This is a genomic window from Pseudomonas sp. NY15463, from assembly GCF_048068415.1.
GTDB classification, from domain to species: domain Bacteria; phylum Pseudomonadota; class Gammaproteobacteria; order Pseudomonadales; family Pseudomonadaceae; genus Aquipseudomonas; species Aquipseudomonas mosselii_C.
Genome location: NZ_JBLUQD010000006.1, coordinates 280,085 through 306,188, shown reverse-complemented (window position 1 = coordinate 306,188; position 26,104 = coordinate 280,085). Strand labels below are relative to the sequence as shown.

Genomic DNA, 26,104 nt, shown 5'->3' with positions numbered 1-26,104 from the left:
CGCATTCACGGCAATAAGCGAAAAACCGCCTATTAGTGCCTGAAATAGCCCCCCGCTGGGTGCGCTGAGCGCAGCCGGACGGGCGCTGCGTATCCCTTACGGGGCAGGGGCTGCAAGGGTACGCGATGCACCCAGACGGATCACCCTGCCCCAGTTTGGCACACCTTCTGCAAAAGCCTTCTCAAGCTGCGCCATCGAGCGCGCTCCACAAAAACAACGAGAAGGTATCCCTGATGGATAACGCCAGCACTCTGCCCGCCGGAGCAGCCGCCGCGCCTGCCGTGGAGAAAACCACCGCCAGCCGCCTCAAATCGATCTTCAGTGGCTCGGTCGGCAACATGGTCGAATGGTACGACTGGTACGTCTACGCCGCATTCTCCCTGTATTTCGCCAAGGCCTTCTTCCCCGCCGGCGACACCACTGCCCAACTGCTCAACACCGCCGCGATCTTCGCCGTGGGCTTCCTCATGCGCCCGATCGGTGGCTGGCTGATGGGCCTGTACGCCGACCGCAAGGGCCGCAAGGCGGCACTGATGGCCTCGGTGCTGCTGATGTGCGCAGGCTCGCTGGTCATCGCGCTCACCCCCGGCTACGAGACCATCGGTGTCGCGGCGCCGATCCTGCTGGTCATCGCGCGCCTGATGCAGGGCCTGTCGGTGGGCGGTGAATACGGCACCTCGGCCACCTACCTCAGCGAGATGGCCAGCAAGGAGCGTCGTGGCTTCTTCTCCAGCTTCCAGTACGTGACCCTGATCTCCGGTCAGCTCATCGCCCTGGCGGTACTGATCATCCTGCAGAACACCCTGACCACCGAGCAGCTGTATGCCTGGGGCTGGCGTGTACCCTTCGTGATCGGCGCGCTGTGCGCGGTGGTTGCGCTGTACCTGCGTCGCGGCATGGAAGAGACCGCCTCCTTCACCAAGAAGGAAAAGTCCAAAGAGAGCCTGATGCGTACCCTGATGCGCCACCCCAAGGAGCTGCTGACCGTGGTCGGTCTGACCATGGGCGGCACGCTGGCCTTCTACACCTACACCACCTACATGCAGAAGTACCTGGTCAACACCGTGGGCATGAGCATCAGCGACTCGACCACCATCTCGGCGGCGACCTTGTTCCTGTTCATGTGCCTGCAACCGGTGATTGGCGGTCTGTCCGACAAAATCGGCCGACGCCCGATCCTGATCGCGTTCGGCGTGCTGGGTACGCTGTTCACCGTGCCGATCCTGAGCACCCTGCACACCATCCAGACCTGGTGGGGCGCGTTCTTCCTGATCATGGCCGCGCTGATCATCGTCAGCGGCTACACCTCGATCAACGCGGTGGTCAAAGCCGAGCTGTTCCCCACCGAAATCCGCGCTCTGGGCGTAGGGCTGCCGTACGCGTTGACCGTGTCGATCTTCGGCGGCACCGCCGAGTACGTGGCCCTGTGGTTCAAGAGCGCAGGCATGGAAACCGGCTTCTACTGGTACGTCACCGGCTGCATCGCCTGCTCGCTGCTGGTATACGCGACCATGAAAGACACCAAGCAGCACTCGCGCATCACCACTGACTGATCTGCGCCGCAACCCGCAAAAAGGGGCACTCCGCTTGGCGGAGCGCCCCTTTTCTGTTGAACGAGCCGAATAGTGAGATTATTTGGCTCACAAAATGAGCAGAATACGCCGCCCCGGGCAGGGCTCTAAGCGCAACTGGGGCAGTTCCTTGATTGGTTCTAAGGCAGCCGTAGCGACAATCAGCTCGACCCACTGTTGCGGGCCGGCATCGCCCCATTTCTGGTTCGTCACCTTGCACCCATTCGCCGATGGCAACGGTCGGCTGACCCGGGCGCTGACCGACCTGGCGCTGGTCCAGGGCAAACAACAGGCCATTCGCTTCTACGCCATGTCAGCCAACATCCTCGACGACCGCACGGGTTACTACCAGGTGCTGGAGCGCAGCCAGAAAGGCGCCCTGGACATCACTGAATGGCTCACTTGGTTCCTCAGCACACTGCTGCGCAGCCTTGAACAGGCGCTGCTGCGCATCGACCGAGTGCTGATCAAGGCACGCTTCTGGCAAACCACCGAGGTGATGGCCTGACACCTGAATAGACCAAGGTACTCAATCGCCTGCTGGACGGCGGCCCGAAAGGGTTTGAGGACGGTATCAGCGCCAGCCAGTACCAGGCAGTGGCCAAGGTATCCAAGGCCACCGCCACTCGCCACCTGGCCGGTCTGCTGGCCCAGGGTTGCGTGGTACGCATGCCCGGCGGAAGACGCAGTACGCGATATGCCATCCACCCAGACTGAGCCTTACACGCGTTCAAGCCCCCGTACAGGCTCACGACGCTGGTAATAGGTCGCCATCAGGACCAACACCACCAGCACTGCGCCCAGCACTGCAGATGACCCCACGGTGCCAAAATCCAGCCCGCCCTTTTCGTGGGACTTGGTCAGCACATCGCCCAAGGTCGCACCGAACGGTCGGGTGAGGACGAAGGCGATCCAGAACAACACCACGCCAGAGATACGTGTCCAGTAGCGCGCGGCCGCCACCACGGCAATGGCTGAGCCGATCAGCAGCGCGCCACCGGCAAAGCCCAACCCCGAATCATCGGCCAGGTAGTCGCCCAGCGCAGTGCCGAGGGTGTTGGAGAACAGGATCGCTACCCAGTAGAACAGCTCACCGCCACGGTTACGGATGCGCGAGACATCCAGAGGGTTACCACTGAGCCGCCACAGCGCGAAGGTAAGCAGCAAGATACCGATCAACAGCGCGGAACCGGCGGCATAACCCAAACCCAAGGTGCGGTCCATGAAGTCGGACATGGTGGTGCCGGCGGTGCTGGTTGACAGGATCACCAGCCAGTACAGCAACGGGTGGTAACGCCGCGAGTAGAGCTGGGTGACCAAGGTGGCCAGGAACACGCTGATCAACAACAGCGAACTCATGGCGTAACCGATGTTCAGGGTCATCGACAGCAGGTCGCCGGCTGTCTCGCCAAGAGTGGTGGCGCAGATCTTCATGACCCAGAAGGCCAGGGTGATTTGCGGAAGTTTATTCATTGTGATGCCGCTCCAAGGGTTGGGTGCGGCGATGGTGAAGAGCCAGGGCTGAAAAATTGGTTGATGCCGAATGAAAAAGGCATTGATCGGTGAGCAGCAGCGGGCGTTGAGGCTTAATTGGCCATTAACGGTCGGCGTTTAGTCTGATCGCAGGATTCGAGCTGCAAGAGCACATCGGCGCATTCCTAAACGCTCACGCTGAGGGTGTGAAGGCATTCGCGCAACCTTAAATATCGAATAAATCGATTTTTAGGTGCTATTTTTTGCGCTTTTTAATCACATTAATCGGCGTAACATCAAGTCCATAGAAACAAACAACCCCTAGCGAACCCCGGAGCAACCACCATGAAAAACAAACTGATCCTCACCTTGGCCCTCTCGGTTCTGGCCACTGGCGCCTTCGCCGAAGACGGCTTCGACCGTACCAATGCCCACACCTTCGCCGCCGTACAGTCCCAGTCGGCCACTTATGCCGAAGATGGTTTCGACCGCACCAACGGCCAACGCTTTGCTGAAGACGGCTCCGACCGCACCAACGGCCAGCGCTTTGCCGAAGATGGCTTCGACCGCACCAACGGCCAACGCTTCGCCGAAGACGGCTCCAACCGCACCAACGGCCAACGCTTTGCCGAAGATGGCTTCGACCGCACCAACGGCCAACGCTTCGCCGAAGACGGCTCCGACCGCACCAACGGCCAACGCTTTGCCGAAGACGGCTTCGACCGCACCAATGGCCAACGCTTTGCCGAAGACGGCTTCGACCGCACCAATGGCCAACGCTTTGCCGAAAATGGCTTCGACCGCACCAACGGCCACCGCTTCAGCTAATCGCTGACAGCGTGCAACCAGCCCGGCTTCGGCCGGGCTTGATCATTCCCAGCCAGGCAAAGCCTTGGCACACTATGCGCTTCGTCCCCTGACAGGAAGGGCCTTGCGGCCTCGCGCAGATGTACTACTACGAACCCGCCAAAGGCCACGGCCTGCCCCACGACCCCTTCAACGCCATCGTCGGCCCGCGCCCCATAGGCTGGATCTCCAGCCACGACCGCGAAGGCCACCTGAACCTGGCGCCGTACAGTTTCTTCAACGCCTTCAACTACATTCCACCGATCATCGGTTTCTGTAGCGTCGGGCGCAAAGACAGCCTGAACAACATCGAGCAGACCGGCGAGTTCGTCTGGAACCTGGCAACCCGTCCGCTGGCCGAGCAGATGAATCAGAGCTGCGCGGCTGTCGCAGCCGATGTCGACGAGTTCGTGCTCAGCGGCCTCACCCCGGCCGCCTCGAACGTAGTCAAGGTGCCGCGAGTCGGCGAAAGCCCTGTGAGCTTCGAATGCAAGGTGAGCCAGATCGTCCAGCTCACCCGCGCCGACCAGGCGCCGGTGCCGAGCTGGTTGATCCTGGGTGAGGTGGTAGCGGTGCACATTGCCGAACACCTGCTCAAGGACGGCATCTACGACACCGCTGCCGCCGAGCCGATCCTGCGTGGCGGTGGCCCGGCCGACTACTTCGCCCTAGGCGAGCTGTTCAAGATGAGCCGCCCACAGGCCTGATCAGAAGATCAGCTCACCTTCCTCGCCAACGCCTTGCAGGCGTTCGAGTTCGGCGCAGGCGGCCTCGTCGGCCGCCAGTGCGCTTTTGAACACCTGCCCGTCAAGAACCTTGTGAAAGCGCGGTGCACCGCCCAGGTGCAGGGCTTTCACGGCGATTGCCGCGTTATAGCCACCCCCCTCGACGGGGACCATCGCCGAAACGGCTTCGAACTGGGGAAACTCTCTACGTGCCATGCTCAACTACGCCTGTATGAACGAGGCCGGCATTCTACACCCTAGGCGAAGGTGTGCAGGTCCAGGCTACTGACCACCTGCTCCTGCACCAGCTCGCCGAACATCGAAAGGGTTGGCGAGGCGAAGTACCCACTCATCGCCTGCTGGTCGCGCCAGCTGCCACTGAGCAGCCACAGGTCAGCGTCGACCTGTGAACGCTGCACACTGAAACTCAGGCAGCCTGGCGTTTGCAACGAGGGTTCGAGCAGATCGCGCAAGCGCATGCCAAGCTCTGCCGAACGACCATTGCTGGCGCGAATGAAAGCCAGATGTGTGACCGGTTGCTGCGGGGTCATGGACGATCTCCTTGAAGCGCTACGAACGGGAAAACCAGGCTGCCAAGGTTAGGACCCTGCCCGCGCGCGGCGTTAGGTCATTACTGCCTGTCGATTGCCTGATCCTGCCGCACGGCAGGATCAGGCAATCGACAGGCAGCATTCGACTAGCGCCTAGCATTGCCCAAACCTATGCTGGCCCGGTCAGCAGAGGAAACCCGTCATGACCACGTCCGCCGATCTCTCGCTCGAACCCCAGCGCCAGGAACTGGCCGGGCTGATCCTGCGCCACGCCCACGGCCCACATGGCCCGATGTCGGCAGTGCCGGACCTGTACCTGTCAGCCTACCGCGAGAACGTGCGCTCCGTACCGAGCCTGGCGCAACCGGCGCTGTGCATCTTGGCCCAAGGCAGCAAAGCGCTGTTTCTGGGCGATGAACAGTACACCTACGACCCACTGCACTACATGGTGGTGTCGGTCACCCTGCCGATCAGCGGCGTGCGCCTGGACGCCAGCCCCGAACACCCCAGCCTTGGTCTGCGCCTTGACCTCGATGCAGCCGAGATCAGTCAACTGATCGCCGAGAGTGGGCCGATGCTGGTGCCCAACCTGCCCTCTGGACGTGGCCTGTATGTAGAGCGCAGCGACCCGCAGTTGCTCGATGCACTGCTGCGGCTGGTGCGCCTGCTGGACAGCCCGCGGGATATCCCGATGCTGGCGCCGCTGATCCGCCGTGAACTGCTGTACCGCCTGCTGCGCGGGCCGCAGGGCCATCGCCTGTATGAAATCGCCCTGGCCAATAGCCAGACTCACCGCGTCTGCCAGGCCATCGCCTGGCTCAACCGGCACTTCCAACAGCCACTGCGCATCGAGGACCTGGCGCGGGAAGTGAATCTGAGCACCTCTACCCTGCACCACCGATTCAAGGCGGTGACCTCCATGAGCCCGTTGCAATATCAAAAGCAGCTACGCCTGCAAGAGGCGCGGCGGCTGATGCTCAACGACGGACTGGAGGCCGCGGTGGCGGCGTATCGGGTGGGCTATGAAAGCCCATCGCAATTCAGCCGCGAGTACAGCCGCTTGTATGGTGCTCCACCGATCCGCGACGTGGCACGCTTGCGCGCCACCACGGCCTAAGGCGAGGTCCCTGTAGGAGCGGGTTTGCGAAATCAGTTCTCTGCGCGACAGCGCAGCCCAAAGGGATGGGTAATCTCCCACAGGATTGTGCAAAGCCTGAATCCAGCGCTGTACCTGTAGGAGCGGGTTTACCCGCGAACACCGGCAAAGCCGGTGCCATCCCTCGGTGCTTCAACCCCGCACGTGCATCTGCCACTGCTGCTGATCGACCTGGATCAAGGTCGGCCCACACCGCTCCACCGCCCGCAACAACGCCGCCTGCAACTGCTCGACATCGCCGACATCCTCGGCCTGAGCGCCCAGCGCCCGTGCCACACCGATGAAGTCCGGGGTAAGAATATCCACGCCCACCGGCTCGATGGCGCGGTTGACCATGTACTTCTTGATTTCCTCGTAGCCGTGGTTGTTCCAAAGCAGCACGATCAAAGGCACCTGCGCCTCCACCGCGCTGGCCAACTCCGGCAGTGTGAACTGCAAGCCCCCATCACCGATCAGGCACACCGCCGGCGCTCGCTCAGCCGCGGCTTCGGCACTGCCCAGCCAGGCGCCCATGGCTGCCGGCAAGGCGTAACCCAGGGTGCCGTAGCCGGTCGACGCGTTGAACCAACGGCGCGGCCGGGGCATGTCCAGGGTCAGGTTGCCGGTATACACCGGTTGGGTCGAGTCCCCCACCAGAATGGCTTGCGACAGCGTCTCCAGGATGCTGGTCAACAGGCGCGTCTGGCTCAGGGTCGGGGCATCCCAGGTCGCAGCGTTGTCCTGGCGCAGGCGTGCGGCGCGCACACAGCCCCAACCGGCATCGCAAACCGGGCTCGGCAGTGCACGCAGGGCGCTCAGCAAGGCTTGCGCGGCCTCCTCGGCGTCGGCCACCAGCGCCAACGCCGGCAGATAGTTGCGCACGGTCTGGTCAGGATCGATATCGATACGCAGCAGGCTGCCGGGGATCTCGAAACCACCCTTGAAGGTCACGTCGTAGTCGGTCTCGGCCAGTTCCGTCCCGATCGCCAGCACCACATCCGCCTCGGCGACCAGAGCACGGGTGGCGGGCAAGGTCTGGGTCGAGCCGATCTGCAACGGGTGGCTGGCCGGTAGCAAGCCCTTGGCGTTGATGGTCAGCGCAACCGGGGCCTGCAAATGCTCGGCCAAGGCCGCTAACGCAGGACCTGCGCCCAACGCCCCGCCACCGGCCAGGATCAAGGGGCGCTGCGCGTTCGCCAAGCGCTCGGCCATCGGCGCCACCACCGCAGGCGCAGCACCGGCACGAGCTGTGCGAACCGGGCGACCGGGCAGCAGGTGGTCGGCAGGCTCCACCAGCACATCCAGCGGGATTTCAATGTGCACTGGGCGCGGACGGGCGCCATCGAACACGGCAAAGGCACGCGCCAGCACGTGCGGCAGGTCGTCGGCGCTCATCAGGGTGTGGGAAAACGCCGCGACCCCAGCCACCAGGCCAGCCTGATTGGGCAACTCGTGCAGCTTGCCGCGCCCGCCGCCCAGCTGGCTGCGCGACTGCACGCTGGAAATCACCAGCATTGGAATGGAATCGGCATACGCCTGGCCCATGGCGGTAGTGATATTGGTCATGCCGGGGCCGGTAATGATGAAGCACACACCGGGTTTGCCACGGGTACGCGAGTAGCCGTCAGCCATGAATCCTGCGCCCTGCTCGTGACGCGGAGTGACATGCCGAATACCGGAAGCCGCAAGCCCACGGTAAAGCTCGACGGTATGCACACCGGGAATACCAAAGACATGGTCCACACCATAGTCTTCAAGAAGTTTGACCAGCACTTCGCCACAGGTTGCCATTATCGTGTACCCGATTCTTGTTGAAATCAGGGGTATGGAACCAAGCCGCCGCTATCCCCACAATCCAAAAAAACACATACTAGCCATGACCTAGCATCATGGCTCAAGACAATGAACCGCTTACCTCCCCTGCCCGCCCTGCACACGTTCCTGATCACCGCCCAGCACTGCAACTTCACCCGCGCCGCGCAGCAGTTGCACATTACCCAAGGAGCTGTCAGCCGACAGATCGCCGGGCTGGAAGCGCACCTGGGCTACCCGCTGTTCCAGCGCCAGGCACGCGGGCTGGCCCTGACCCGCGAAGGTCAGGACTGGTTACCCCGGGTGCAACAGGTCTTCGCGCTGATCCAGGAGGGGGTACGCGAGGTGGGTGGTCGCAGCGCCACGCTTCAGCTCAAGGCCCCCACCTGCGTGATGCGCTGGCTGCTGCCACGGCTGATGGAATGGCAGGCATTGCGCCCGGATGTGCCGGTGGAACTCACCACCACGGTTCAACATGGCGTGGACTTTCGCCGCGAAGGCTTCGATGCGGCGGTGGTCTATGGCGAGGCGCCGAACCACGGTCTGCAAGTGCGCAAGCTGTTCGATGAACAACTCACCCCGGTCTGCGCGCCAGCCCTGCTCGAAGGCCCACTGCCACTGCGCCAGTTGCAGGACCTGGACCGGCACATGTTGCTGCACCCTTCGCGTGACGAGCATGACTGGCGCCTGTGGTTGCAGGCAGCCGGGGCCAACTTCGAGCCGCGTGGCCCGCGACAGCACTTCGAGACCCTGGACATGGCCATGGCCATGGCCTCGCAAGGCACCGGCGTGGCAATCGGCGACTGGGCATTGATCGGCGATGACCTACGCAGCGGCAGGTTGTGCATGCCATTCGGGCTGAAAGTCATGACGGGCAAGCGTTATGACCTGGTGAGCCCAGGCAAGACGATGCCGGCGGGGTTGGCACAGTTGATCGATTGGCTTGAAGAGCGCGCAAAGCTCTAGATCGCAGGGGAGCAACGCCCCCGCGAGCGCCAGGCGACTCAGTAACCGACGGTGAACCGCTGCCGCGAATGCGCAGGTTTCTCCAACTCGTCGATCATGGCGATCGCGTAGTCGGCGAAGGTGATCCAGCTGCGGCCATCAGCGCCAAACAACAGGTGATCCTTGCCCTGCGTGTAGCGCCCGCTACGCTCGCCTTCGACGAACTCCGCCGAGGGCGAGAGGAACGTCCAGTCGAGCGCCGACTCCTGACGCAACGCGTCGAGAAAACGCACGCCGCCATTGGCCTCGGCTTTATAGGCCTCGGGGAAATCCGGGCTGTCGATCACCCGCTGCCCCGACGGCAGCAACAAGCTGCCCGCCCCGCCCACCACGAGCAGGCGCTTGACCCCGGCGGCCTTGACCGGACCGATGATCGCCTGCGGTTCAAGGGTCGAGAAATGCGCAGCACTCAGCACCGCATCGCTGCCGGCGACTGCCGCCTGCAGGGCGACGCTGTCGTTGGCGTCCAACGCCTTGACGGTCACCCCGTCACGACCTTGCAGGCGCAACGGGTCACGGGCAATGGCGACCACGCTATGCCCTCGACGCAGGGCCTCTTCCAGCAACTGGCTGCCGGCGCGGCCGGTGGCGCCGATGATTGCAATCTTGCTCATGGGAAACACTCCATCAGGTTGAAAGGAATTACCACTTCATCTCGCCCTTGGCGACCTTGGCACCCAGTTCCAGGGAGCTCTCGTCGGCCAGGTTCGGGTAACGCTGCTTCATCGTGGCGATCAGTGCATCGGCATTGGCTGCCTTGACAGAGGCCGCGTCGAAGTCACGGATGTAGCCGGCAGTAAAGCGCACCGCCTGCAACGAACGGCTGCTGTCCCCCAGGTAGTGACCGGGGATCACCGTACGCGGCTCAAGCTGTTCGATATGCGCCAGGGTGGCGAGCCAGTCGGCGTGGGATTGTGCTGTCTGGGTGTCGGCCATCCACACGTGGATATGCTCGGAGACCACCACACCGCCGACCACCGCCTTGATCGACGGAATCCACACAAAACTGCGATCAGGCTGCGGGCCGTCGAGGCCGATGACCTCCAACGCTTGCCCTTCCAATTCAAGCCGGTTGCCTTTGAGCACCTGCGGCACCACCAGCTTGCCCGGCTTATCAGCCCCCATCTGCGGGCCCCAGTAGGCCAGCTTGGCGTCCATGGTCTTGCGGATATGCGCAACCGTCGCGGCGGAAGCCACGACACGCGCCTCAGGGAAGGCCTGGGTGAGCGTATCGAGGCCAAAGTAGTAGTCTGGATCACCGTGACTGACATAAATGGTGGTCAACCGCTTGCCCCCCTGGCGCAGGCGTTCGACCACGTGCTCGGCCTGGGCCTTGCCGAACTGGGCATCGACTAAAATGGCGTCGTGCTGACCACTGACGATCACCGAGCTGACCGGAAAAATAGCGTCATGCCCTGGGTTGTAGACATCCAAACTCAGTGGTTCGGCAGCCATGGCAGGGCCGGCCAGGGTCAAGCAGGCGAGCAGCAGGTGACGCAAAGGGGCGAAGAGCGGCATCGGGCATTCCTGTGTACGGGACGATGACGCTAAGCTTAGTTGCCCTATCCGATACAAAAAATGCGATGCTGCAACATAGTTTGTTTCTAATATCGAGCAGATCATGGACCGCCTGAACGCCATGCGCGTATTCGTCACCGTCGTCGACCTGGGCAGCCAGTCGGCAGCGGCGGATCACCTACAACTTTCACGCCCGGTGGTGTCGCGTTACCTGGCAGAGCTGGAAGACTGGGTCGGTGCGCGGCTGATGCAGCGCACCACGCGCAAGCTCAGCCTGACGGCAGCCGGCCAGGAAACCCTGCCACGCTGCCGCCAGTTGCTGGAGCTGACCGACGAGTTGCATAACGCCGTGCGCCAGCCCGACGACACACCACGCGGCGAACTGCGCATCAGCGTCAGCACCTCGTTCGGTCAAGCGCAGCTGGTGGACGCACTGGCCGCCTATGTCGAACGCTACCCTGGGGTGAAAATCGAGCTGCAGATGCTCGATCGCACGGTCAACCTGGTGGACGAGCGCATCGACCTGGCGATTCGGACCAGCAACGATGTGGACCCCAACCTCATCGCCCGCCGCCTGAGCGTGTGCCGTTCGGTGATCTGCGCCAGCCCCGCCTACCTGCGCATCCATGGCGCACCGCATCAGGTGCAAGCGCTGAGCAAGCACAATTGCCTGACCCACGCCTATTTCGGCCACAGTCTGTGGCATTTCGAAGTCGACGGCGAGGAACTGGCCGTACCGGTGCAAGGCAACATCAGCGCCAATGAGGCCATGACCTTGCAGAAGGCTGCGGTAGCCGGCGTGGGTATCGCCATGCTGCCCACTTACCAAGCCTGCGCGGCGATCAACAGCGGCGAATTGGTACGCCTGCTGCCTGAAGCCAAACCACGCGAGCTGACACTGAACGCCGTGTACACCTCACGCAAGCACATGCCTGCGACCTTGCGCAGCATGCTGGATTTTCTGGTGGAACGCTTCGCTGATGAACCGACGTGGGATCGGGGATTGGTGTAGAGCAGATTACCGGTGCAGATCGATCAATCCAGCCTATGCTTAGGAAGGATCACCTGTTGCATCAGCAGGAGGTAGGCACCATGAGCATCAAGTTCAGGCGTTGCGCCCTCATCTTCGCCATTGTCGCCGTTGCCGGACTCTACGCCTCGGCCTGCTGGCGGGTCGAGCTGCTACGCAGCCAACCCAACAGCGCTGCCAGCTGCGCGCTGGAGCATTGCGTACCGCACACCGCCACCTTGAGCGCCGTCAGGTAAACCGCCAGGTCACTCCTCGACGCTCATGTACTCCTTGGCCCAGCGGATGTAGTCCTCAGGCTGGGTGTAGGTGTGCGAAAGTTCGGTGGCGCTGAGGTTTTCCGACTTGTTCTGCTGACCACGTTGCAGGCGCAGGCAGTCGTAGGTGGCCTTGATCGCAGCAAAGTAGGCGGCGTGCCCATCAACCACGATGCGCACGCCCAGGCGCGCGAGGCGCTCGTCGTCACGCAGGTTCGGATTGCCGTAGGTGACCAGCATCAGCGGCACGCTGAGGTGTTCGGCGATCTGCTCCAGTTGATCGAAGTCCTTCACCCCCACCATGCAGATACCATCGGCGCCAGCCTTCTGGTAGCTCTGGGTCCGCACGATGATCTCCTCGGTGCTCAGCACGCCGGCGTTGGTCCGGGCGATGATCGCCAAGGCTGGGTCGACGCGTGCCTCAAGGGCCGCGCGGATCTTGCCCACGCCCTCTTCCACGGAAATCAGGTCGGTGGACTTGCGGCCGAATTGGGCCGGCAGCAGGGTATCTTCGAGGGTAAGCCCGGCGACGCCAGCGCGTTCAAGTTCGATCACCGTGCGCATCACGTTGAGCGCATTGCCATAGCCATGGTCGGCATCGGCAAGCACCGGCAGTTGGGCAACGCGGCCGATGCGGGTGGCCTGCTCGACGAATTCACTGAGGGTGATCAGGGCGAAGTCCGGTGCAGCAAGCACCTGCAACGAGGCGACCGAGCCCCCGAGAATACCGACTTCAAAGCCCAAGTCGGCGGCGATGCGCGCAGACATGGGGTCAAACACCGAAGCGGTGTGATAGCACGAACCGGAATCGAACAGTTCGCGCAAGGCATTGCGCAGATCGTGGTGGGAAGCCTTGGGCATGATCACTCCGCTTTATATAGAAAATGTTGAACGGCTGAAAACCGACCCCTGTATCGGGTCTACCTGACTGTTACAACCGTCGCCATCTGGGCGGTCATGCTCGACATGCAGGCAGAGGAATAGAAGGTGTGGACATACAGCGACGCGAAACCCTGCGGCAAATGGCTGCACCACGCTGGTGCAGGCCCCGGATTTCAGCCTCTGCGGCCTTATCACGATATCACGCGGCCATGCTTTGAACGATGAATGGGCCAATGCCGATCTTGCATAGGGGATGCACGTAGTACATAGGAAGCTACGTAACTCAGGTTACAATCGGTCCATTACAAATTGGCTGATCGCCGTTCAGGCCGCCTCCCCGCACACTGTCGGCGCGGAAAAGCTCTGCGCTGACCGCCCACCACAAGGTAATCCCGTGACTGCCGCCCTGCCCCCTAGCGTTCTGCGCAGCGTTCTGACCGCACTGATGCTGGCGATCTTCCTCGGTGCCCTGGACCAGACCATCGTCGCCGTGTCGATGCCGGCAATCAGCGCCCAGTTCAACGACGTCGCCCTGCTGGCCTGGGTCATCTCCGGGTATATGGTGGCCATGACCATCGCCGTGCCGATCTACGGCAAGCTCGGCGATTTGTATGGGCGCCGGCGCATGATCCTCACCGGCACGGCGCTGTTCACCCTGGCCTCGATGGCCTGCGGCCTAGCCCAGGACATGCCACAACTGGTGCTGGCGCGGGTGATCCAGGGGATCGGCGCTGGCGGCATGGTCTCGGTGAGCCAGGCGATCATCGGCGACTTCGTGCCGCCGCGCGAACGCGGGCGCTATCAGGGTTATTTCAGCAGTATGTACGCCCTGGCCAGTGTCGCAGGGCCGGTGCTGGGCGGCTGGCTGACCGAGTACCTGTCGTGGCGCTGGGTGTTCTGGATCAACCTGCCACTGGGGCTGATCGCGCTGTGGGCGATCCACCGCGCCCTGGACGGCCTGTCGGTGAAACGCCACGAGGCACAGGTCGATTATCTGGGCGCGTTGCTGATGATCATCGGCCTGGGCAGCCTGCTGCTGGGCATCACATTGGTCGGCCAGGGGCATGCCTGGCTATCCGCACACGTGCTGGCGCTACTGGGGTGCGCGATGCTCGGGCTGCTCGTATTGATTGCCCACGAGCGCCGCTGCCGCGAACCGTTGCTGCCGATGAGCCTGTTCGCTAACCGCACAGCGGTGTTGTGCTGGGGCGTGATTTTCTTCGCCAGCTTCCAGTCGATCTCGCTGACCATGCTGATGCCATTGCGATACCAAGGCATCACCGGTGCCGGTGCCGACAGCGCCGCCCTGCATTTGCTGCCCCTGGCCATGGGGCTGCCGCTAGGCGCCTTCACCGGCGGGCGCATGACCAGCCGCACCGGCCGCTACAAACCACAGATCCTGGCCGGCGCACTGCTGATGCCACTGGCGATCGCCGCCATGGCCCTGACGCCTGTGCAGGCAGGCGGATGGAGTACCCTGTTCATGCTGCTAAGCGGAATCGCCTGCGGCTTGCAGTTCCCCACTTCGCTGGTGGGCACCCAGAGCGCCGTGGAAGCCAAGGATATCGGCGTTGCGACCAGCACCACCAACCTGTTCCGCTCGCTCGGCGGTGCGCTGGGGGTAGCGTGCATGTCGAGCCTGTTGCTGGCGCTGCTGCACCTCGAAGGGTTCGAAATGAGCGGCAACCCGCTGCTGGGCAGCTTGCAAACCGGAGAAACGGACGCGGCGACCCAAGCCCGACTGGTGGAGACCTTCCGCCACCTGTTGCTCGGCAGTGCCAGTGTGGCACTACTGGGATTGATGGCGGCGCTGGCACTGCCGGACCGGCAATTGCGCGGGCGCTGAGGCCGTCAGCGTCTGCGCCGCCATGCTGCGCGCGCGGGCGCGACAAGCCTTAATCACCGCTTAATGAAAAGCGGGCAACACTTCCTCACAATCATTCACAAAGTCTCATTTGCGCAGCCCCGGGCTCAAGCGCAGCATATCCAGCCCGGTGTCGACCCATTTCTCGGCATCGCGCAGCAGGTCGAAACTCTCCGGCAACAGCAGCCAGCGCCCGATCAAACCATCGACATACGCGAACAGGGCCACTGCGGCACGCTCGCAATCGAGGTCTGCCGGCAACTGTTGCCGGCGCACCGCGTTACTGAGGGCCAGGGCGATGCCCTCATGGCAATCGATCACGGCGCTCTGGCGCTGCTGGCGGATTTCACACATGTCATCGGTGAACTCGCACTTGTGATGCAGGATTTCGTTGATACGCCGGGTCCGGGCGTCGAGCACCAGCTCGTTGAACACTTGCAGCAGCAGCTTGCGCATGCAGCCAAGCGGGTCAAGCTCGTCCTCGCTCTCGCTGGCACGTGCAAGGTGGTCATGGGTTTCGCGCAAGCTGTCGAGCAACGCCTGGACAAGGTCGGCTTTGTTACTGAAATGCCAGTAGATCGCGCCACGGGTCACGCCCGCGCGTTCGGCGATATCGGCCAGGGTGGTACGCGCAACCCCGCGCTTATAGAAGGCCTTTTCCGCAGCCTCGATGATCTGGGCGCGCGTTTCCTGGGCTTCTTCTTTGGTTCGACGGACCATGGCAGTACAACCTCATCAGGCCCCGCACAGGCAATAGCCGCACGGGAATCAGGCCGGGGTCGCCTCTTGCAGGGCGATACCCGGGAAAATGGATCACTTCGCGGTGGTAATCGAGTACCTGCCGGCGCTATTTACAAACAACCATGAATGTAAGTATATTCCTTAGCAAGCTATTTATCCACCCGATAGCATTCTTCTGACAGAACTCTTCCACTATTCTTGAGCTTCCCTGCTCCTGCGACCCGAGGATCCTCATGCAATTCAAGCCAGCTGTTACCGCTCTGGTTTCCGCCGTCGCCCTGGCAACACTGCTCAGCGGCTGTAAGAAAGAAGAAGCCCCGCCCGCAGCGCAGGCGCCTCAGGTCGGCGTCGTTACCCTACAGCCGCAGGCCTTCACCCTGACCTCGGAACTGCCGGGGCGCACCAGCGCCTACCGGGTCGCCGAGGTTCGCCCTCAGGTCAACGGCATCATCCTCAAGCGCCTGTTCAAGGAAGGCAGCGACGTCAAGGAAGGGCAGCAGCTCTACCAGATCGACCCGGCCGTCTACGAGGCCACGCTGGCCAACGCACAGGCCAATCTGCAGGCTACCCGCTCGCTGGCCGATCGCTACAAGCAACTGATCGACGAGCAAGCCGTCTCCAAGCAGGAGTACGACGATGCCAATGCCAAACGATTGCAGGCCGAGGCCTCGCTCAAGAGCGCCCAGATCGATTTGCGCTACACCAAGGTGCTGGCCCCGATCAGCGGCCGCATCGGTCGCTCCTCGTTCACTGAAGGCGCCCTGGTGAGCAACGGCCAGACCAACGCCATGGCCACCATCCAGCAGCTCGACCCGATCTACGTCGACGTCACCCAGTCCACCGCCGAGTTGCTCAAGCTGCGCCGTGACCTGGAAAGCGGCCAACTGCAAAAGGCCGGTGACAACGCCGCGCAAGTGCAGTTGGTGCTCGAAGACGGCAGCCTGTACAAGCAACAAGGTCGCCTGGAGTTCTCTGAAGTGGCCGTCGATGAGACCACAGGTTCCGTCACCCTGCGCGCCATCTTCCCCAATCCCGACCATACCCTGCTGCCGGGCATGTTCGTGCACGCGCGTCTGCAAGCCGGTGTCAATGCCAACGCCATCCTGGCCCCGCAACAAGGCGTGACACGCGACCTGAAGGGCGCGCCGACCGCGATGGTGGTCAACCAGGAGAATAAAGTCGAACTGCGCCAGCTCAAGGCCAGCCGTACCCTGGGCCACGACTGGCTGATCGAGGAAGGCCTGAACCCAGGTGACCGCCTGATCACTGAAGGCCTGCAGTACGTGCGCCCAGGCGTCGAGGTCAAGGTCAGCGAAGCCACCAACGTCAACAAGCCGGGCAGCTCTGATCAGTCCAGCGCAGCGAAAGCAGACGCCAAAGCGGAGTAAACCATGTCGAAGTTCTTTATCGATCGCCCGATCTTCGCTTGGGTGATCGCCTTGGTGATCATGCTGGTCGGCGCCCTGTCGATCCTGAAGCTGCCGATCAACCAGTACCCCAGCATCGCGCCGCCGGCCATCGCCATCGCCGTGACCTACCCCGGCGCCTCGGCGCAAACGGTGCAGGACACCGTGGTACAGGTCATCGAGCAGCAGCTCAACGGCATCGACAACCTGCGTTATGTGTCGTCCGAAAGTAACTCCGACGGCAGCATGACCATCACCGCCACCTTCGAGCAGGGCACCAACGCGGACACCGCGCAGGTGCAGGTGCAGAACAAGCTCAACCTGGCTACCCCGCTGCTGCCGCAAGAAGTGCAGCAGCAGGGTATCCGCGTCACCAAGGCGGTGAAGAACTTCCTGCTGGTGATCGGCCTGGTGTCCGAAGACGGCAGCATGACCAAGGACGACCTGGCCAACTACATCGTCTCGAACATGCAGGACCCGATCTCGCGTACCGCAGGGGTCGGTGATTTCCAGGTGTTCGGCGCCCAGTACGCCATGCGTATCTGGCTCGATCCGGCCAAGCTGAACAAGTTCCAGCTGACCCCGGTCGACGTCAAGACCGCCGTGGCCGCGCAGAACGTGCAGGTGTCCTCCGGCCAGCTCGGCGGCCTGCCGGCAGTGCCGGGCACGCAACTGAACGCCACCATCATCGGCAAGACCCGTCTGCAGACCGCCGAACAGTTCGGCAACATTCTGCTCAAGGTCAACGCCGACGGATCGCAGGTGCGCGTCAAAGACGTTGCCACGGTCGGCCTGGGTGGTGAGAACTATTCGGTCAGCGCACAGTTCAACGGCAAGCCGGCCTCGGGCCTGGCGGTTAAGCTGGCGACCGGCGCCAACGCCCTGGATACCGCCAAGGCGCTGCGCAAGACCATCAGCGACCTGGAGCCGTTCTTCCCGCCAGGCGTGAAGGCCGTGTTCCCGTATGACACCACCCCAGTGGTCACCGAATCGATCAGCGGCGTGATCCACACCCTGATCGAGGCCGTGGTGCTGGTGTTCCTGGTGATGTACCTGTTCCTGCAGAACTTCCGTGCCACCATCATCACCACCATGACCGTGCCGGTGGTACTGCTGGGCACCTTCGGCATCCTGGCCGCAGCGGGTTTCAGCATCAACACCTTGACCATGTTCGCGATGGTCCTGGCGATCGGCCTGCTGGTGGACGACGCCATCGTCGTGGTGGAAAACGTCGAGCGGGTGATGTCCGAAGAGGGGTTGCCGCCCAAGGAGGCGACTAAGCGCTCCATGGAGCAGATCCAGGGGGCGCTGGTGGGTATCGCCCTAGTGCTGTCGGCGGTATTGCTGCCGATGGCGTTCTTCGGCGGCTCAACCGGCGTGATCTACCGTCAGTTCTCGATCACCATCGTCTCAGCCATGGGCCTGTCGGTACTGGTTGCGCTGATCTTCACCCCAGCACTGTGCGCCACCATGCTCAAGCCCCTGAAAAAGGGCGAGCACCACACCGCCAAGGGCGGTTTCTTCGGCTGGTTCAACCGTAACTTCGACAAGAGCGTGCAAGGCTACGAGCGCAGCGTCGGCACCATTCTGCGCAACAAGGTGCCGTTCCTGCTGGCCTATGCGCTGATCGTGGTCGGCATGATCTGGCTGTTCGCGCGCATTCCTACCGCGTTCCTGCCCGAGGAAGACCAAGGCGTGCTGTTCGCCCAGGTGCAGACTCCGGCCGGCTCCAGTGCCGAGCGCACCCAGGCGGTGGTCGACCAGATGCGCGAATACCTGCTCAAGGACGAAGCCGACACCGTGTCGTCGGTATTTACCGTCAACGGTTTCAACTTCGCCGGTCGCGGTCAAAGCTCGGGCATGGCCTTCATCATGCTCAAGCCATGGGGCGAGCGCTCCGCCGAGAACAGTGTGTTCAACCTGGCACAACGCGCCCAGCAACACTTCTTCAGCTTCCGCGACGCAATGGTGTTCGCCTTCGCCCCGCCTGCGGTACTGGAGCTGGGTAACGCCACCGGCTTTGACGTGTACCTCCAGGATCGCGGCGGTGTCGGCCACGCCAAGTTGATGGAAGCGCGCAACCAGTTCCTGGGCATGGCCGCGCAGAGCAAGATCCTCAGTGCCGTGCGCCCGAACGGCCTGAACGATGAGCCGCAGTACCAGCTGAGCATCGATGACGAGCGTGCCAGCGCCCTGGGCGTGACCATCTCGGACATCAACAACACCCTGTCGATTGCCCTGGGGGCCAGCTACGTCAACGACTTCATCGACCGTGGCAGGGTCAAGAAGGTGTACATCCAGGGGCAACCCAACGCGCGGATGAACCCGGAAGACCTGCAGAAGTGGTACGTGCGCAACAGCGCCGGTGAAATGGTGCCATTCTCCTCGTTCGCCAAGGGTGAATGGACCTACGGCTCGCCGAAGCTGTCGCGCTACAACGGCGTCGAGGCGATGGAAATCCTCGGTGCGCCAGCCCCTGGCTACAGTACCGGTGAAGCCATGGCCGAGGTCGAGCGCATCGCCGGCCAACTGCCAGCGGGCATCGGCTACTCCTGGACCGGCATGTCCTACGAGGAAAAACTCTCCGGCTCGCAGATGCCGGCACTGTTCGCCCTCTCGGTACTGTTCGTGTTCCTCTGCCTGGCAGCCCTGTACGAAAGCTGGTCGATCCCGATCGCCGTGGTACTGGTAGTACCGCTGGGGATCATCGGTGCGCTGCTGGCCACCAGCCTGCGCGGGCTGTCAAACGACGTGTACTTCCTGGTCGGCCTGCTGACCACCATCGGCCTGGCGGCGAAGAACGCCATCCTGATCGTCGAATTCGCCAAGGAACTGCACGAGCAAGGCCGCAGCCTGTACGATTCGGCCATCGAGGCGTGCCGCATGCGTCTGCGTCCGATCATCATGACCTCGCTGGCGTTCATCCTCGGCGTGGTACCGTTGACCATCGCCAGCGGCGCCGGTGCCGGCAGCCAACACGCCATCGGTACCGGTGTGATCGGCGGCATGATCAGCGCCACGGTACTTGCGATCTTCTGGGTACCTCTGTTCTTCGTCGCGGTGTCGTCGCTGTTCGGCAAAAAAGAACACGACAAACACGCCACCCCTGAAACTCCACGTTATGAGGCTGGGCAATGACCAAGTCTTTGTTGTCCCTGGCGGTCACCGCCTTCATCCTCGGCGGCTGTTCGCTGATTCCCGACTACCAGACCCCCGAGTCGCCGGTAGCTGTGCAGTGGCCGCAAGGCCCTGCGTACTCGCCGACCGAGTCGGCCGACGTGGCAGCCGCCGAGCAAGGCTGGCGCCAGTTCTTCCACGACCCGGCGCTGCAGCAACTGATCCAGGCCTCGTTGGAAAACAACCGAGACTTGCGCGTCGCGGCGTTGAACATCGACGCCTACCGCGCGCAGTACCGCATCCAGCGCGCCGACCTGTACCCAGCAGTGTCGGCAACTGGCAGCGGCAGTCGCCAGCGTGTCCCGGCCGACATGTCGCAGACCGGCGAGGCCAATATCACCAGCCAGTACTCCGCGACCTTGGGCGTCAGCGCCTACGAACTGGACCTGTTCGGCCGTGTGCGCAGCCTTACGCAACAAGCCCTGGAAACCTACCTGTCCAGCGAACAGGCACGCCGCTCCACGCAGATCAGCCTGGTGGCCAGCGTGGCCAACGCCTACTACACCTGGCAAGCTGACCAGGCGCTGCTGAAGCTGACCGAAGAAACGCTGAAGACCTACGAAGAAAGCTACAGCCTCACCCGCCGCAGCAACGAAGTCGGCGTGGCATCGGCGTTGGACCTGAGCCAGGCGCGCACCGCCGTCGAAGGCGCGCGGGTCAAGCTGTCGCAGTACCAGCGCCTGGTCGCACAGGACCTCAACAGCCTGACCGTGCTGGTCGGAACCGGTGTGGGCAACCTGCCTGCACCGCTGGCTCTGGACGCCGACCAACTGGCTGAAGTCCCGGCAGGCCTTCCCTCCGAGCTGCTGCAACGCCGCCCGGACATCCAGGAAGCCGAGCACCTGCTCAAGGCCGCCAATGCCAACATCGGCGCCGCCCGCGCAGCGTTCTTCCCAAGCATCAGCCTGACCGCCAATGCTGGCACCCTGAGCCCGACCATGGGCGGGCTGTTCAAGGGCGGCTCGGGCACCTGGCTGTTCCAGCCGCAGATCAACCTGCCGATCTTCAACGCCGGCAGCCTGAAAGCGAGCCTGGACTATTCGAAGATCCAGAAGGACATCAACGTCGCCAAGTACGAAAAAACCATCCAGACCGCCTTCCAGGAAGTCGCCGATGGCCTGGCCGCACGCAAGACGTTCGAAGAGCAGTTGCAGGCCCAGCGCGATCTGGTGCAAGCCAACCAGGACTACTACCGCCTGGCCGAGCGTCGCTACCGTATCGGTATCGACAGCAACCTGACCTTCCTCGATGCCCAGCGCAACCTGTTCAGCGCCCAGCAGTCGCTGATCAGCGATCGCCTGTCGCAGTTGGTCAGCGAGGTCAACCTGTACAAGGCCCTCGGTGGTGGCTGGTACGAGCAGACCCAGCAGCAGGCCTCGATCGACAAGCCCAAGGGCTGATCGATCTGGCTACGGCAAAAAGCCCACCCTCGCGGTGGGCTTTTTGTTACCCGTCGTTCACCTCCCCTGTAGGAGCGGCCTTGTGTCGCGAAAGGGCCGCAAAGCGGCCCCGACAATGTGTGTCTTGGCTGGAATCCTGGGGCCGCTGCGCAGCCCTTTCGCGACACAAGGCCGCTCCTACAAGTGCAGAATTAACTAACTGGAACATTTCGTTCGATAATCGCCCGTTTCCGTTTGCGACGAATTGCCTCGCCCCCACCCTGCCGCGCACCATCCTCCTCGCAACGTTGCACACGCTCTTACAAAAAGACGCCCAGACCCTGTGGTCCGCACCCGCAACGCCACGGCTCGCCCAATAAAAACAAGAGATTCACGACAGATGAGCACTTTGCACCCCGCACGCCAGCTGCTGCCCGGCCTGTTGGCCATGTCCTGCGCCCTGCCCGCCCTGGCCGCCGACGGCGGTTTTTTGGAGGACGCCAAGGCCAACCTCAACCTGCGCAACTTCTACATCAACCGCAATTTCGTCGATCCGGCCAACGCACAAGGCAAGGCCGAAGAATGGACCCAAAGCTTCATCCTCGACGCCCGTTCAGGCTTCACCCAAGGCACCGTCGGCTTCGGCGTCGATGTACTGGGGATGTATTCGATCAAGCTCGATGGCGGCAAGGGTACTGCCGGCACTCAACTGTTGCCGGTGCACGACGATGGCCGTCCTGCCGACGACTTCGGCCGTTTGGGCGTGGCCTTCAAGGCACGCCTGTCGCAGACTGAACTGAAGGTCGGCGAATGGATGCCCGTGCTGCCAATCCTGCGCTCGGACGATGGCCGCTCGCTGCCGCAGACCTTCCGCGGCGGCCAGCTCACCTCGAAGGAAATCGACGGCCTGACGGTGTATGCCGGCCAGTTCCGCGGCAACAGCCCGCGCAACGACGCGAGCATGGAAGACATGTTCATGCAGGGCCGCGCCGCCGTGACTTCGGACCGCTTCAACTTCGCAGGCGGCGAATACACCTTCAACGACAAACGCACCATGCTTGGCCTGTGGGACGCCCAACTCAAGGATATCTACCGCCAGCAGTACCTGAACCTGGTACACAGCCAGCCGCTGGGCGACTGGACACTGGGCGCGAACCTTGGCTACTTCATCGGCAAGGAAGACGGCAGCGAACGCGCAGGCGAGCTGGACAACCGCACAGCCTCGGCCCTGCTCTCGGCGCGCTACAAGGGCCACACGCTGTATGTCGGCTTACAGAAGGTCAGCGGCGACGACGCCTGGATGCGGGTCAACGGCACCAGCGGCGGCACCCTGGCCAACGACAGCTACAACTCAAGTTTCGACAACGCCAAGGAACGCTCCTGGCAGATCCGCCACGACTTCAACTTCGCCACCGTCGGCATTCCGGGGCTGACCCTGATGAACCGCTACATCAAAGGCGACAACGTGCACACCAGCGTGGTGGACGATGGCAAGGAATGGGCACGCGAAACCGAACTGGCCTATGTGGTGCAGTCAGGGACGTTCAAGGACCTATCGCTGAAGTGGCGCAACTCGACCATGCGCCGGGACTACAGCACCAATGCGTTCGACGAGAACCGGGTGATCGTGAGTTACCCGCTGAACCTGCTTTAACAGGCCCGGCCTATTCGCAGGCAAGCCCGCCCCCAGCATCAGCCTGTGGGAGCGGGCTAGCCCGCGCAAAAGCCAGCAGCCCAAAAAGAACAAAAAGACATATATAAATCAAATAACATTCTTTGACGCTATATGTAACAAAAGCTAAAACCGAGTCCTGCCCCTCGTACCAGAGCCCGAGCATGGACCTCCGCCAACTGCGCTACTTCATCGCCCTCACTGAATACCGCAGTTTCGTCCGCGCCGCCGAAGCCATGGGCATCACCCAGCCGGCCTTCAGCCGGGCTATCCAAAGCCTCGAACACACCCTTGGCTGCACCTTGGTCGATCGCGGCAACAAGGCCCTGCCACCAACCCCCGAAGGCCAGGTGGTCCTGCAACACGCCCGCCGCCTGGTACAAGGCGCCGCGCAGCTGAACAACGATGTTCTGCAAATGACCAAGCTTGACGCCGGCGAGCTGCATTTTGGCAGCGGCCCGGCCCTGGCCGCGCGCCTGGTGCCCGAGGCCCTGCAACGCTTCATGGCCAGCCACCCAGGCATCCGTAGCGCGCTGCTGGTGGATAACGCCGAACGCCTGGGCCAGGCGTTGCGCCGCGAGCAGATCGAATTCTTCGTCGACGACATCCGCCCCTTCGAGGCTGACCCTAACTTCCACACCGAACCGCTCAGCCCGCGCCCCGGCTTGTTCTTCTGCCGCCCCGAGCATCCGCTGCTGGCCAAGGAAAGCCTGTCGACCAACGACCTGTTCAACTACCCCTTGGCGTGCTCCCTGCTCGCCCCCGGCGTGCGCAAGCGCCTGGCCAACCTCAGCGGGCGCGACGACTTCACCCCGCACCTGCAAACCGAGCACCTGGCCGTGCTGCGCAGCGTGGTGCTGGCCAGCGACGCCATCGGCAGCGCCAGCGAGGAGGCTGTGGCCGATGACCTGGCAGGCGGTAGGCTGGTGCGCCTGCATTGGCGCAACCTGCCACCGGGGCTGGAAGTGCTGAGCGTGCGTTGCGGGATCGTCAGCCGCAGCGGCTACCGGCTGTCACCGGCAGCCCGGGCGATGATCGATACGCTGGTCAGCCTGGATGCTGAGCCAGCGCGCGCAGACGTTGCGCATCGACAATCTCCACCTCACCGTAGCCCAGGCGCAGCACGCCGGACTGCTCGAAGCTCCTGAGTATCTGGTTGATGGTCTGGCGCGACAACGACAGCATCAGCGCCAGTTGCTCCTGGGACAACTGCAAGCGCCACTGCGCGACATCACGCTCGCCATAGCCTTCGGCAATCTGCAGCAATCGATGCGCCACCCGCGGCGCGGCGCCCAGCAGGCTCTGCTGTTCCAAGGCGACGAACACCCAGCGCAGCTTGTGGCTCATCAGCAGGGCCAGTTCACGCCAGTGTTGCGGCTGTCGCTCCAGCCAGTTCAGCAATGCCGCCTGGGGAATCCACAGCAGTCGCGTCGGGCCCTCGGCAAACGCGTCATGGGTTCGCGGCTGGCCGTCGAACAGGCTGATTTCACCGAACCAGTGCGGCGCCTCGACCAAGGTCAACAACGCCTCCTTACCTTCGCTACTGACCGCCCCTACGCGCATGGCGCCAGCCAGCACCGCATACAGCCCGCAAGGCACGTCGCCGCGCTGGAACAGGCACTGCCCCGCCACCAGCTCCCGCACCCGCGCCAAGGCGAGCAGGCTATCCTGAACCGGGTCGGGTAATTGCCGAAACCACTGGCCGTGCAGCAGTTGGGAACGCAGCTCGTGCATGACACCTCGCAAACGCACTCTGTCGGCCAGGCGACAGACGACGACGACAGGACGGGGCACGCTGGGCTACCCCTGATGGAGGAACAACAATGAAAAACCTCGTCGAGCACCTGAGTCAATATGCGGCCTACCACCGCGATCCACGCAACATCGCCACGCATTTCGTCGGCATCCCGCTGATCGTGCTGGCGGTGAGTATCCTGCTGTCGCGTCCCGGCTGGGAAGTCGCGGGTATCTGGTTGTCACCGGCGCTGCTGCTGGCGGGTTGGTCGGTGTGGTTCTACCTGCGCCTGGACCTGCGTTTCGGCGTGCTGATGGGATTGCTGCTGGGCCTGTGCCTGTGGGCCGGTCAGGCGCTGGCGGTGCAGGCCACCGGGGTGTGGCTGAGTGCAGGGCTGGGCGCGTTCGTGGTCGGCTGGATCATCCAGTTCGTCGGGCACTGGTACGAAGGACGCAAGCCCGCCTTCGTCGATGATCTCAGCGGGTTGATCATCGGGCCATTGTTCGTGGTGGCGGAGCTGGCGTTCATGGCCGGGCTGTGCAGCGAGCTTAAGAAAGCCGTGGAGGCGAATGCCGGCCCGGTGTCGGTGCGCCAGAAGAAGGCGGTCGTGTAGCCTGATACGGGCAATGTGTAGAAGCGGCCTGGTGCCGCGAACGGGGCGCGTAGCGGCCCCAGGATTCCAGTCACATGCACGATCGCCAGGAGGGCTGCGCCCTCCTTTCGCGGCACAAGGCCGCTCCTACAGGGGTAACGCTGGATTCAGGCATTGCACTATCTTGTGGGAGCGGGCTTGCCCGCGAACACCGGCAAGCCCGCTCCCACAGGGTGTGCGTGCACCTACACGACCAGTTCTTTGCGCGACAGCGCAGCCCAAAGGGCTGGGGGATCGCCTACACAGGTCCGGCGTTTGATTCGATCAGGTGACCTGCTGACGCGACTCGACCCCCAGCTCATCCCAGACGGCCTCGGCCATGTGGAAGGTGGCATTGGCGGCCGGGATGCCGCAATAGATCGCGCTCTGCATCAGCACTTCCTTGATCTCGTCGCGGGTTACGCCGTTGTTGGCCGCGGCGCGCAAATGCAGCCTGAGTTCATCGTTGCGGTTCATGCCGATCAGCATGGCGATGGTGATCAGGCTACGGGTGTGGCGTGGCAGCCCCGGACGGGTCCAGATATCACCCCAAGCATGCCGGGTGATCATCTCCTGGAACTCGCCATTGAAATCGTTGAGCTTCTCCAGGCTCCGGTCTACATGGGCATCGCCAAGCACCGCGCGGCGTACCTGCATGCCTGCGTCGTAACGTTGTTTCTCATCCATCGGGCAATCC

General features: G+C 62.9%; 23 protein-coding genes and 2 pseudogenes. 15 read left to right on the top strand and 10 right to left on the bottom strand.

Going from position 1 to position 26,104, the window contains the following annotated elements:
* Positions 1 to 233: 233 nt before the first annotated feature.
* Both ACNFIC_RS17305 and ACNFIC_RS17300 read left to right on the top strand, forming a co-directional pair.
* Positions 234 to 1,553 (top strand): MFS transporter, encoded by a 1,320-nt coding sequence (locus ACNFIC_RS17305; protein ID WP_416781500.1) that lies wholly within the window; start codon positions 234 to 236, stop codon positions 1,551 to 1,553.
* A 108-nt stretch (positions 1,554 to 1,661) separates the two neighbouring features.
* Positions 1,662 to 2,288 (top strand): annotated as a pseudogene (locus ACNFIC_RS17300) (Fic family protein); the annotation flags it as partial.
* 3 nt (positions 2,289 to 2,291) lie between these two features.
* On the opposite strand, the gene ACNFIC_RS17295 reads toward ACNFIC_RS17300, so the two are convergent.
* Positions 2,292 to 3,044, bottom strand: a complete 753-nt coding sequence (locus ACNFIC_RS17295; protein ID WP_138220007.1) for a hypothetical protein — start codon at positions 3,042 to 3,044, stop codon at positions 2,292 to 2,294.
* Between the two features lie 345 nt (positions 3,045 to 3,389).
* Here ACNFIC_RS17295 and ACNFIC_RS17290 point away from each other — a divergent pair.
* Together ACNFIC_RS17290 and ACNFIC_RS17285 are read left to right on the top strand one after the other, a co-directional pair.
* A pseudogene (locus ACNFIC_RS17290) lies at positions 3,390 to 3,713 on the top strand (heme utilization protein); the annotation flags it as partial.
* Between the two features lie 278 nt (positions 3,714 to 3,991).
* Positions 3,992 to 4,597, top strand: a complete 606-nt coding sequence (locus ACNFIC_RS17285; RefSeq protein ID WP_138220005.1) for a flavin reductase family protein — start codon at positions 3,992 to 3,994, stop codon at positions 4,595 to 4,597.
* On the opposite strand, the gene ACNFIC_RS17280 is transcribed toward ACNFIC_RS17285, so the two are convergent.
* Together ACNFIC_RS17280 and ACNFIC_RS17275 are read right to left on the bottom strand one after the other, a co-directional pair.
* Positions 4,598 to 4,831: a hypothetical protein gene (locus tag ACNFIC_RS17280; protein WP_138220004.1), complete on the bottom strand. Its 234-nt coding sequence runs from the start codon at positions 4,829 to 4,831 to the stop codon at positions 4,598 to 4,600.
* Positions 4,832 to 4,872: 41 nt separating this feature from the next.
* A complete protein-coding gene (locus ACNFIC_RS17275; protein ID WP_138220003.1) occupies positions 4,873 to 5,166 on the bottom strand; it encodes a putative quinol monooxygenase in 294 nt (97 codons plus the stop codon).
* 202 nt (positions 5,167 to 5,368) lie between these two features.
* On the opposite strand from ACNFIC_RS17275, the gene ACNFIC_RS17270 reads away from it, so the two are divergent.
* The gene (locus ACNFIC_RS17270) at positions 5,369 to 6,283 is read left to right on the top strand and encodes an AraC family transcriptional regulator (RefSeq protein WP_138220001.1); all 915 of its coding nucleotides are present in this window, start codon (positions 5,369 to 5,371) and stop codon (positions 6,281 to 6,283) included.
* Between the two features lie 171 nt (positions 6,284 to 6,454).
* Here the strand turns inward: ACNFIC_RS17270 and ACNFIC_RS17265 are convergent, their stop codons facing one another.
* Positions 6,455 to 8,092 (bottom strand): 5-guanidino-2-oxopentanoate decarboxylase, encoded by a 1,638-nt coding sequence (locus ACNFIC_RS17265; RefSeq protein WP_416781499.1) that lies wholly within the window; start codon positions 8,090 to 8,092, stop codon positions 6,455 to 6,457.
* 111 nt (positions 8,093 to 8,203) lie between these two features.
* On the opposite strand from ACNFIC_RS17265, the gene ACNFIC_RS17260 reads away from it, so the two are divergent.
* Positions 8,204 to 9,079 carry a LysR substrate-binding domain-containing protein gene (locus tag ACNFIC_RS17260; protein WP_138219998.1) on the top strand — a complete coding sequence of 292 codons (876 nt, stop codon included), beginning with the start codon at positions 8,204 to 8,206 and terminating at the stop codon, positions 9,077 to 9,079.
* A 38-nt stretch (positions 9,080 to 9,117) separates the two neighbouring features.
* On the opposite strand, the gene ACNFIC_RS17255 is transcribed toward ACNFIC_RS17260, so the two are convergent.
* On the bottom strand, positions 9,118 to 9,732 hold the full coding sequence (locus ACNFIC_RS17255; RefSeq protein WP_416781498.1) for an NAD(P)-dependent oxidoreductase: 615 nt from the start codon (positions 9,730 to 9,732) through the stop codon (positions 9,118 to 9,120).
* Between the two features lie 28 nt (positions 9,733 to 9,760).
* Positions 9,761 to 10,636, bottom strand: coding sequence for an MBL fold metallo-hydrolase (locus ACNFIC_RS17250; RefSeq protein ID WP_416781497.1), 876 nt, complete (start codon positions 10,634 to 10,636; stop codon positions 9,761 to 9,763).
* 103 nt (positions 10,637 to 10,739) lie between these two features.
* Here ACNFIC_RS17250 and ACNFIC_RS17245 point away from each other — a divergent pair, with 103 nt between their 5' ends.
* Positions 10,740 to 11,648, top strand: coding sequence for a LysR family transcriptional regulator (locus tag ACNFIC_RS17245; protein WP_138219995.1), 909 nt, complete (start codon positions 10,740 to 10,742; stop codon positions 11,646 to 11,648).
* 80 nt (positions 11,649 to 11,728) lie between these two features.
* A complete protein-coding gene (locus tag ACNFIC_RS17240) occupies positions 11,729 to 11,902 on the top strand; it encodes a hypothetical protein (protein ID WP_416781496.1) in 174 nt (57 codons plus the stop codon).
* Between the two features lie 9 nt (positions 11,903 to 11,911).
* On the opposite strand, the gene ACNFIC_RS17235 is transcribed toward ACNFIC_RS17240, so the two are convergent.
* A complete protein-coding gene (locus tag ACNFIC_RS17235) occupies positions 11,912 to 12,781 on the bottom strand; it encodes an isocitrate lyase/PEP mutase family protein (RefSeq protein ID WP_138219994.1) in 870 nt (289 codons plus the stop codon).
* A 415-nt stretch (positions 12,782 to 13,196) separates the two neighbouring features.
* Here ACNFIC_RS17235 and ACNFIC_RS17230 point away from each other — a divergent pair, with 415 nt between their 5' ends.
* Positions 13,197 to 14,648: an MDR family MFS transporter gene (locus tag ACNFIC_RS17230; RefSeq protein ID WP_416781495.1), complete on the top strand. Its 1,452-nt coding sequence runs from the start codon at positions 13,197 to 13,199 to the stop codon at positions 14,646 to 14,648.
* Positions 14,649 to 14,753: 105 nt separating this feature from the next.
* Here the strand turns inward: ACNFIC_RS17230 and ACNFIC_RS17225 are convergent, their stop codons facing one another.
* Complete coding sequence (locus ACNFIC_RS17225) at positions 14,754 to 15,386, bottom strand: TetR family transcriptional regulator (RefSeq protein ID WP_138219992.1); 633 nt, start codon at positions 15,384 to 15,386, stop codon at positions 14,754 to 14,756.
* A gap of 254 nt (positions 15,387 to 15,640) precedes the next feature.
* Between ACNFIC_RS17225 and ttgA the strand changes: the two genes are divergently transcribed.
* The 5 genes from ttgA to ACNFIC_RS17200 all read left to right on the top strand — a co-directional run bounded on the left by ttgA (position 15,641) and on the right by ACNFIC_RS17200 (position 24,189).
* On the top strand, positions 15,641 to 16,795 hold the full coding sequence (ttgA, locus tag ACNFIC_RS17220; protein ID WP_416781494.1) for a toluene efflux RND transporter periplasmic adaptor subunit TtgA: 1,155 nt from the start codon (positions 15,641 to 15,643) through the stop codon (positions 16,793 to 16,795).
* A 3-nt stretch (positions 16,796 to 16,798) separates the two neighbouring features.
* Positions 16,799 to 19,951, top strand: a complete 3,153-nt coding sequence (ttgB, locus tag ACNFIC_RS17215) for a multidrug efflux RND transporter permease subunit TtgB (protein WP_138219990.1) — start codon at positions 16,799 to 16,801, stop codon at positions 19,949 to 19,951.
* On the top strand, positions 19,948 to 21,390 hold the full coding sequence (locus ACNFIC_RS17210) for an AdeC/AdeK/OprM family multidrug efflux complex outer membrane factor (RefSeq protein ID WP_416781493.1): 1,443 nt from the start codon (positions 19,948 to 19,950) through the stop codon (positions 21,388 to 21,390). Before ttgB ends, ACNFIC_RS17210 begins: the two co-directional genes overlap by 4 nt.
* A gap of 379 nt (positions 21,391 to 21,769) precedes the next feature.
* On the top strand, positions 21,770 to 23,023 hold the full coding sequence (locus tag ACNFIC_RS17205; protein ID WP_416781492.1) for an OprD family porin: 1,254 nt from the start codon (positions 21,770 to 21,772) through the stop codon (positions 23,021 to 23,023).
* 182 nt (positions 23,024 to 23,205) lie between these two features.
* Positions 23,206 to 24,189: a LysR family transcriptional regulator gene (locus ACNFIC_RS17200; protein ID WP_138219987.1), complete on the top strand. Its 984-nt coding sequence runs from the start codon at positions 23,206 to 23,208 to the stop codon at positions 24,187 to 24,189.
* On the opposite strand, the gene ACNFIC_RS17195 is transcribed toward ACNFIC_RS17200, so the two are convergent.
* Entirely contained in the window at positions 24,089 to 24,775 is a 687-nt protein-coding gene (locus ACNFIC_RS17195) for a Crp/Fnr family transcriptional regulator (RefSeq protein WP_416781491.1), read from the bottom strand. The two genes, ACNFIC_RS17200 and ACNFIC_RS17195, sit on opposite strands and share 101 nt — an antisense overlap.
* 89 nt (positions 24,776 to 24,864) lie before the next feature.
* Here ACNFIC_RS17195 and ACNFIC_RS17190 point away from each other — a divergent pair, with 89 nt between their 5' ends.
* Entirely contained in the window at positions 24,865 to 25,389 is a 525-nt protein-coding gene (locus tag ACNFIC_RS17190; RefSeq protein WP_416781490.1) for a DUF962 domain-containing protein, read from the top strand.
* Positions 25,390 to 25,692: 303 nt separating this feature from the next.
* Here ACNFIC_RS17190 and pcaC read toward each other — a convergent pair whose 3' ends face one another.
* Complete coding sequence (gene pcaC, locus ACNFIC_RS17185) at positions 25,693 to 26,094, bottom strand: 4-carboxymuconolactone decarboxylase (protein ID WP_138219984.1); 402 nt, start codon at positions 26,092 to 26,094, stop codon at positions 25,693 to 25,695.
* Positions 26,095 to 26,104: the final 10 nt, after the last annotated feature.

Coding starts and splice junctions, on each gene's coding strand:
- ACNFIC_RS17225 (WP_138219992.1), bottom strand. CDS start 15,386: ATGGTCCGTCGAACCAAAGAAGAAGCCCAGGAAACGCGCGCCCAGATC.
- ACNFIC_RS17240 (WP_416781496.1), top strand. CDS start 11,729: ATGAGCATCAAGTTCAGGCGTTGCGCCCTCATCTTCGCCATTGTCGCC.
- ACNFIC_RS17295 (WP_138220007.1), bottom strand. CDS start 3,044: ATGAATAAACTTCCGCAAATCACCCTGGCCTTCTGGGTCATGAAGATC.
- ACNFIC_RS17245 (WP_138219995.1), top strand. CDS start 10,740: ATGGACCGCCTGAACGCCATGCGCGTATTCGTCACCGTCGTCGACCTG.
- pcaC (WP_138219984.1), bottom strand. CDS start 26,094: ATGGATGAGAAACAACGTTACGACGCAGGCATGCAGGTACGCCGCGCG.
- ACNFIC_RS17265 (WP_416781499.1), bottom strand. CDS start 8,092: ATGGCAACCTGTGGCGAAGTGCTGGTCAAACTTCTTGAAGACTATGGT.
- ACNFIC_RS17250 (WP_416781497.1), bottom strand. CDS start 10,636: ATGCCGCTCTTCGCCCCTTTGCGTCACCTGCTGCTCGCCTGCTTGACC.
- ACNFIC_RS17305 (WP_416781500.1), top strand. CDS start 234: ATGGATAACGCCAGCACTCTGCCCGCCGGAGCAGCCGCCGCGCCTGCC.
- ttgB (WP_138219990.1), top strand. CDS start 16,799: ATGTCGAAGTTCTTTATCGATCGCCCGATCTTCGCTTGGGTGATCGCC.
- ACNFIC_RS17270 (WP_138220001.1), top strand. CDS start 5,369: ATGACCACGTCCGCCGATCTCTCGCTCGAACCCCAGCGCCAGGAACTG.
- ACNFIC_RS17275 (WP_138220003.1), bottom strand. CDS start 5,166: ATGACCCCGCAGCAACCGGTCACACATCTGGCTTTCATTCGCGCCAGC.
- ttgA (WP_416781494.1), top strand. CDS start 15,641: ATGCAATTCAAGCCAGCTGTTACCGCTCTGGTTTCCGCCGTCGCCCTG.
- ACNFIC_RS17255 (WP_416781498.1), bottom strand. CDS start 9,732: ATGAGCAAGATTGCAATCATCGGCGCCACCGGCCGCGCCGGCAGCCAG.
- ACNFIC_RS17285 (WP_138220005.1), top strand. CDS start 3,992: ATGTACTACTACGAACCCGCCAAAGGCCACGGCCTGCCCCACGACCCC.
- ACNFIC_RS17195 (WP_416781491.1), bottom strand. CDS start 24,775: ATGCACGAGCTGCGTTCCCAACTGCTGCACGGCCAGTGGTTTCGGCAA.
- ACNFIC_RS17235 (WP_138219994.1), bottom strand. CDS start 12,781: ATGCCCAAGGCTTCCCACCACGATCTGCGCAATGCCTTGCGCGAACTG.
- ACNFIC_RS17190 (WP_416781490.1), top strand. CDS start 24,865: ATGAAAAACCTCGTCGAGCACCTGAGTCAATATGCGGCCTACCACCGC.
- ACNFIC_RS17280 (WP_138220004.1), bottom strand. CDS start 4,831: ATGGCACGTAGAGAGTTTCCCCAGTTCGAAGCCGTTTCGGCGATGGTC.
- ACNFIC_RS17260 (WP_138219998.1), top strand. CDS start 8,204: ATGAACCGCTTACCTCCCCTGCCCGCCCTGCACACGTTCCTGATCACC.
- ACNFIC_RS17200 (WP_138219987.1), top strand. CDS start 23,206: ATGGACCTCCGCCAACTGCGCTACTTCATCGCCCTCACTGAATACCGC.
- ACNFIC_RS17205 (WP_416781492.1), top strand. CDS start 21,770: ATGAGCACTTTGCACCCCGCACGCCAGCTGCTGCCCGGCCTGTTGGCC.
- ACNFIC_RS17210 (WP_416781493.1), top strand. CDS start 19,948: ATGACCAAGTCTTTGTTGTCCCTGGCGGTCACCGCCTTCATCCTCGGC.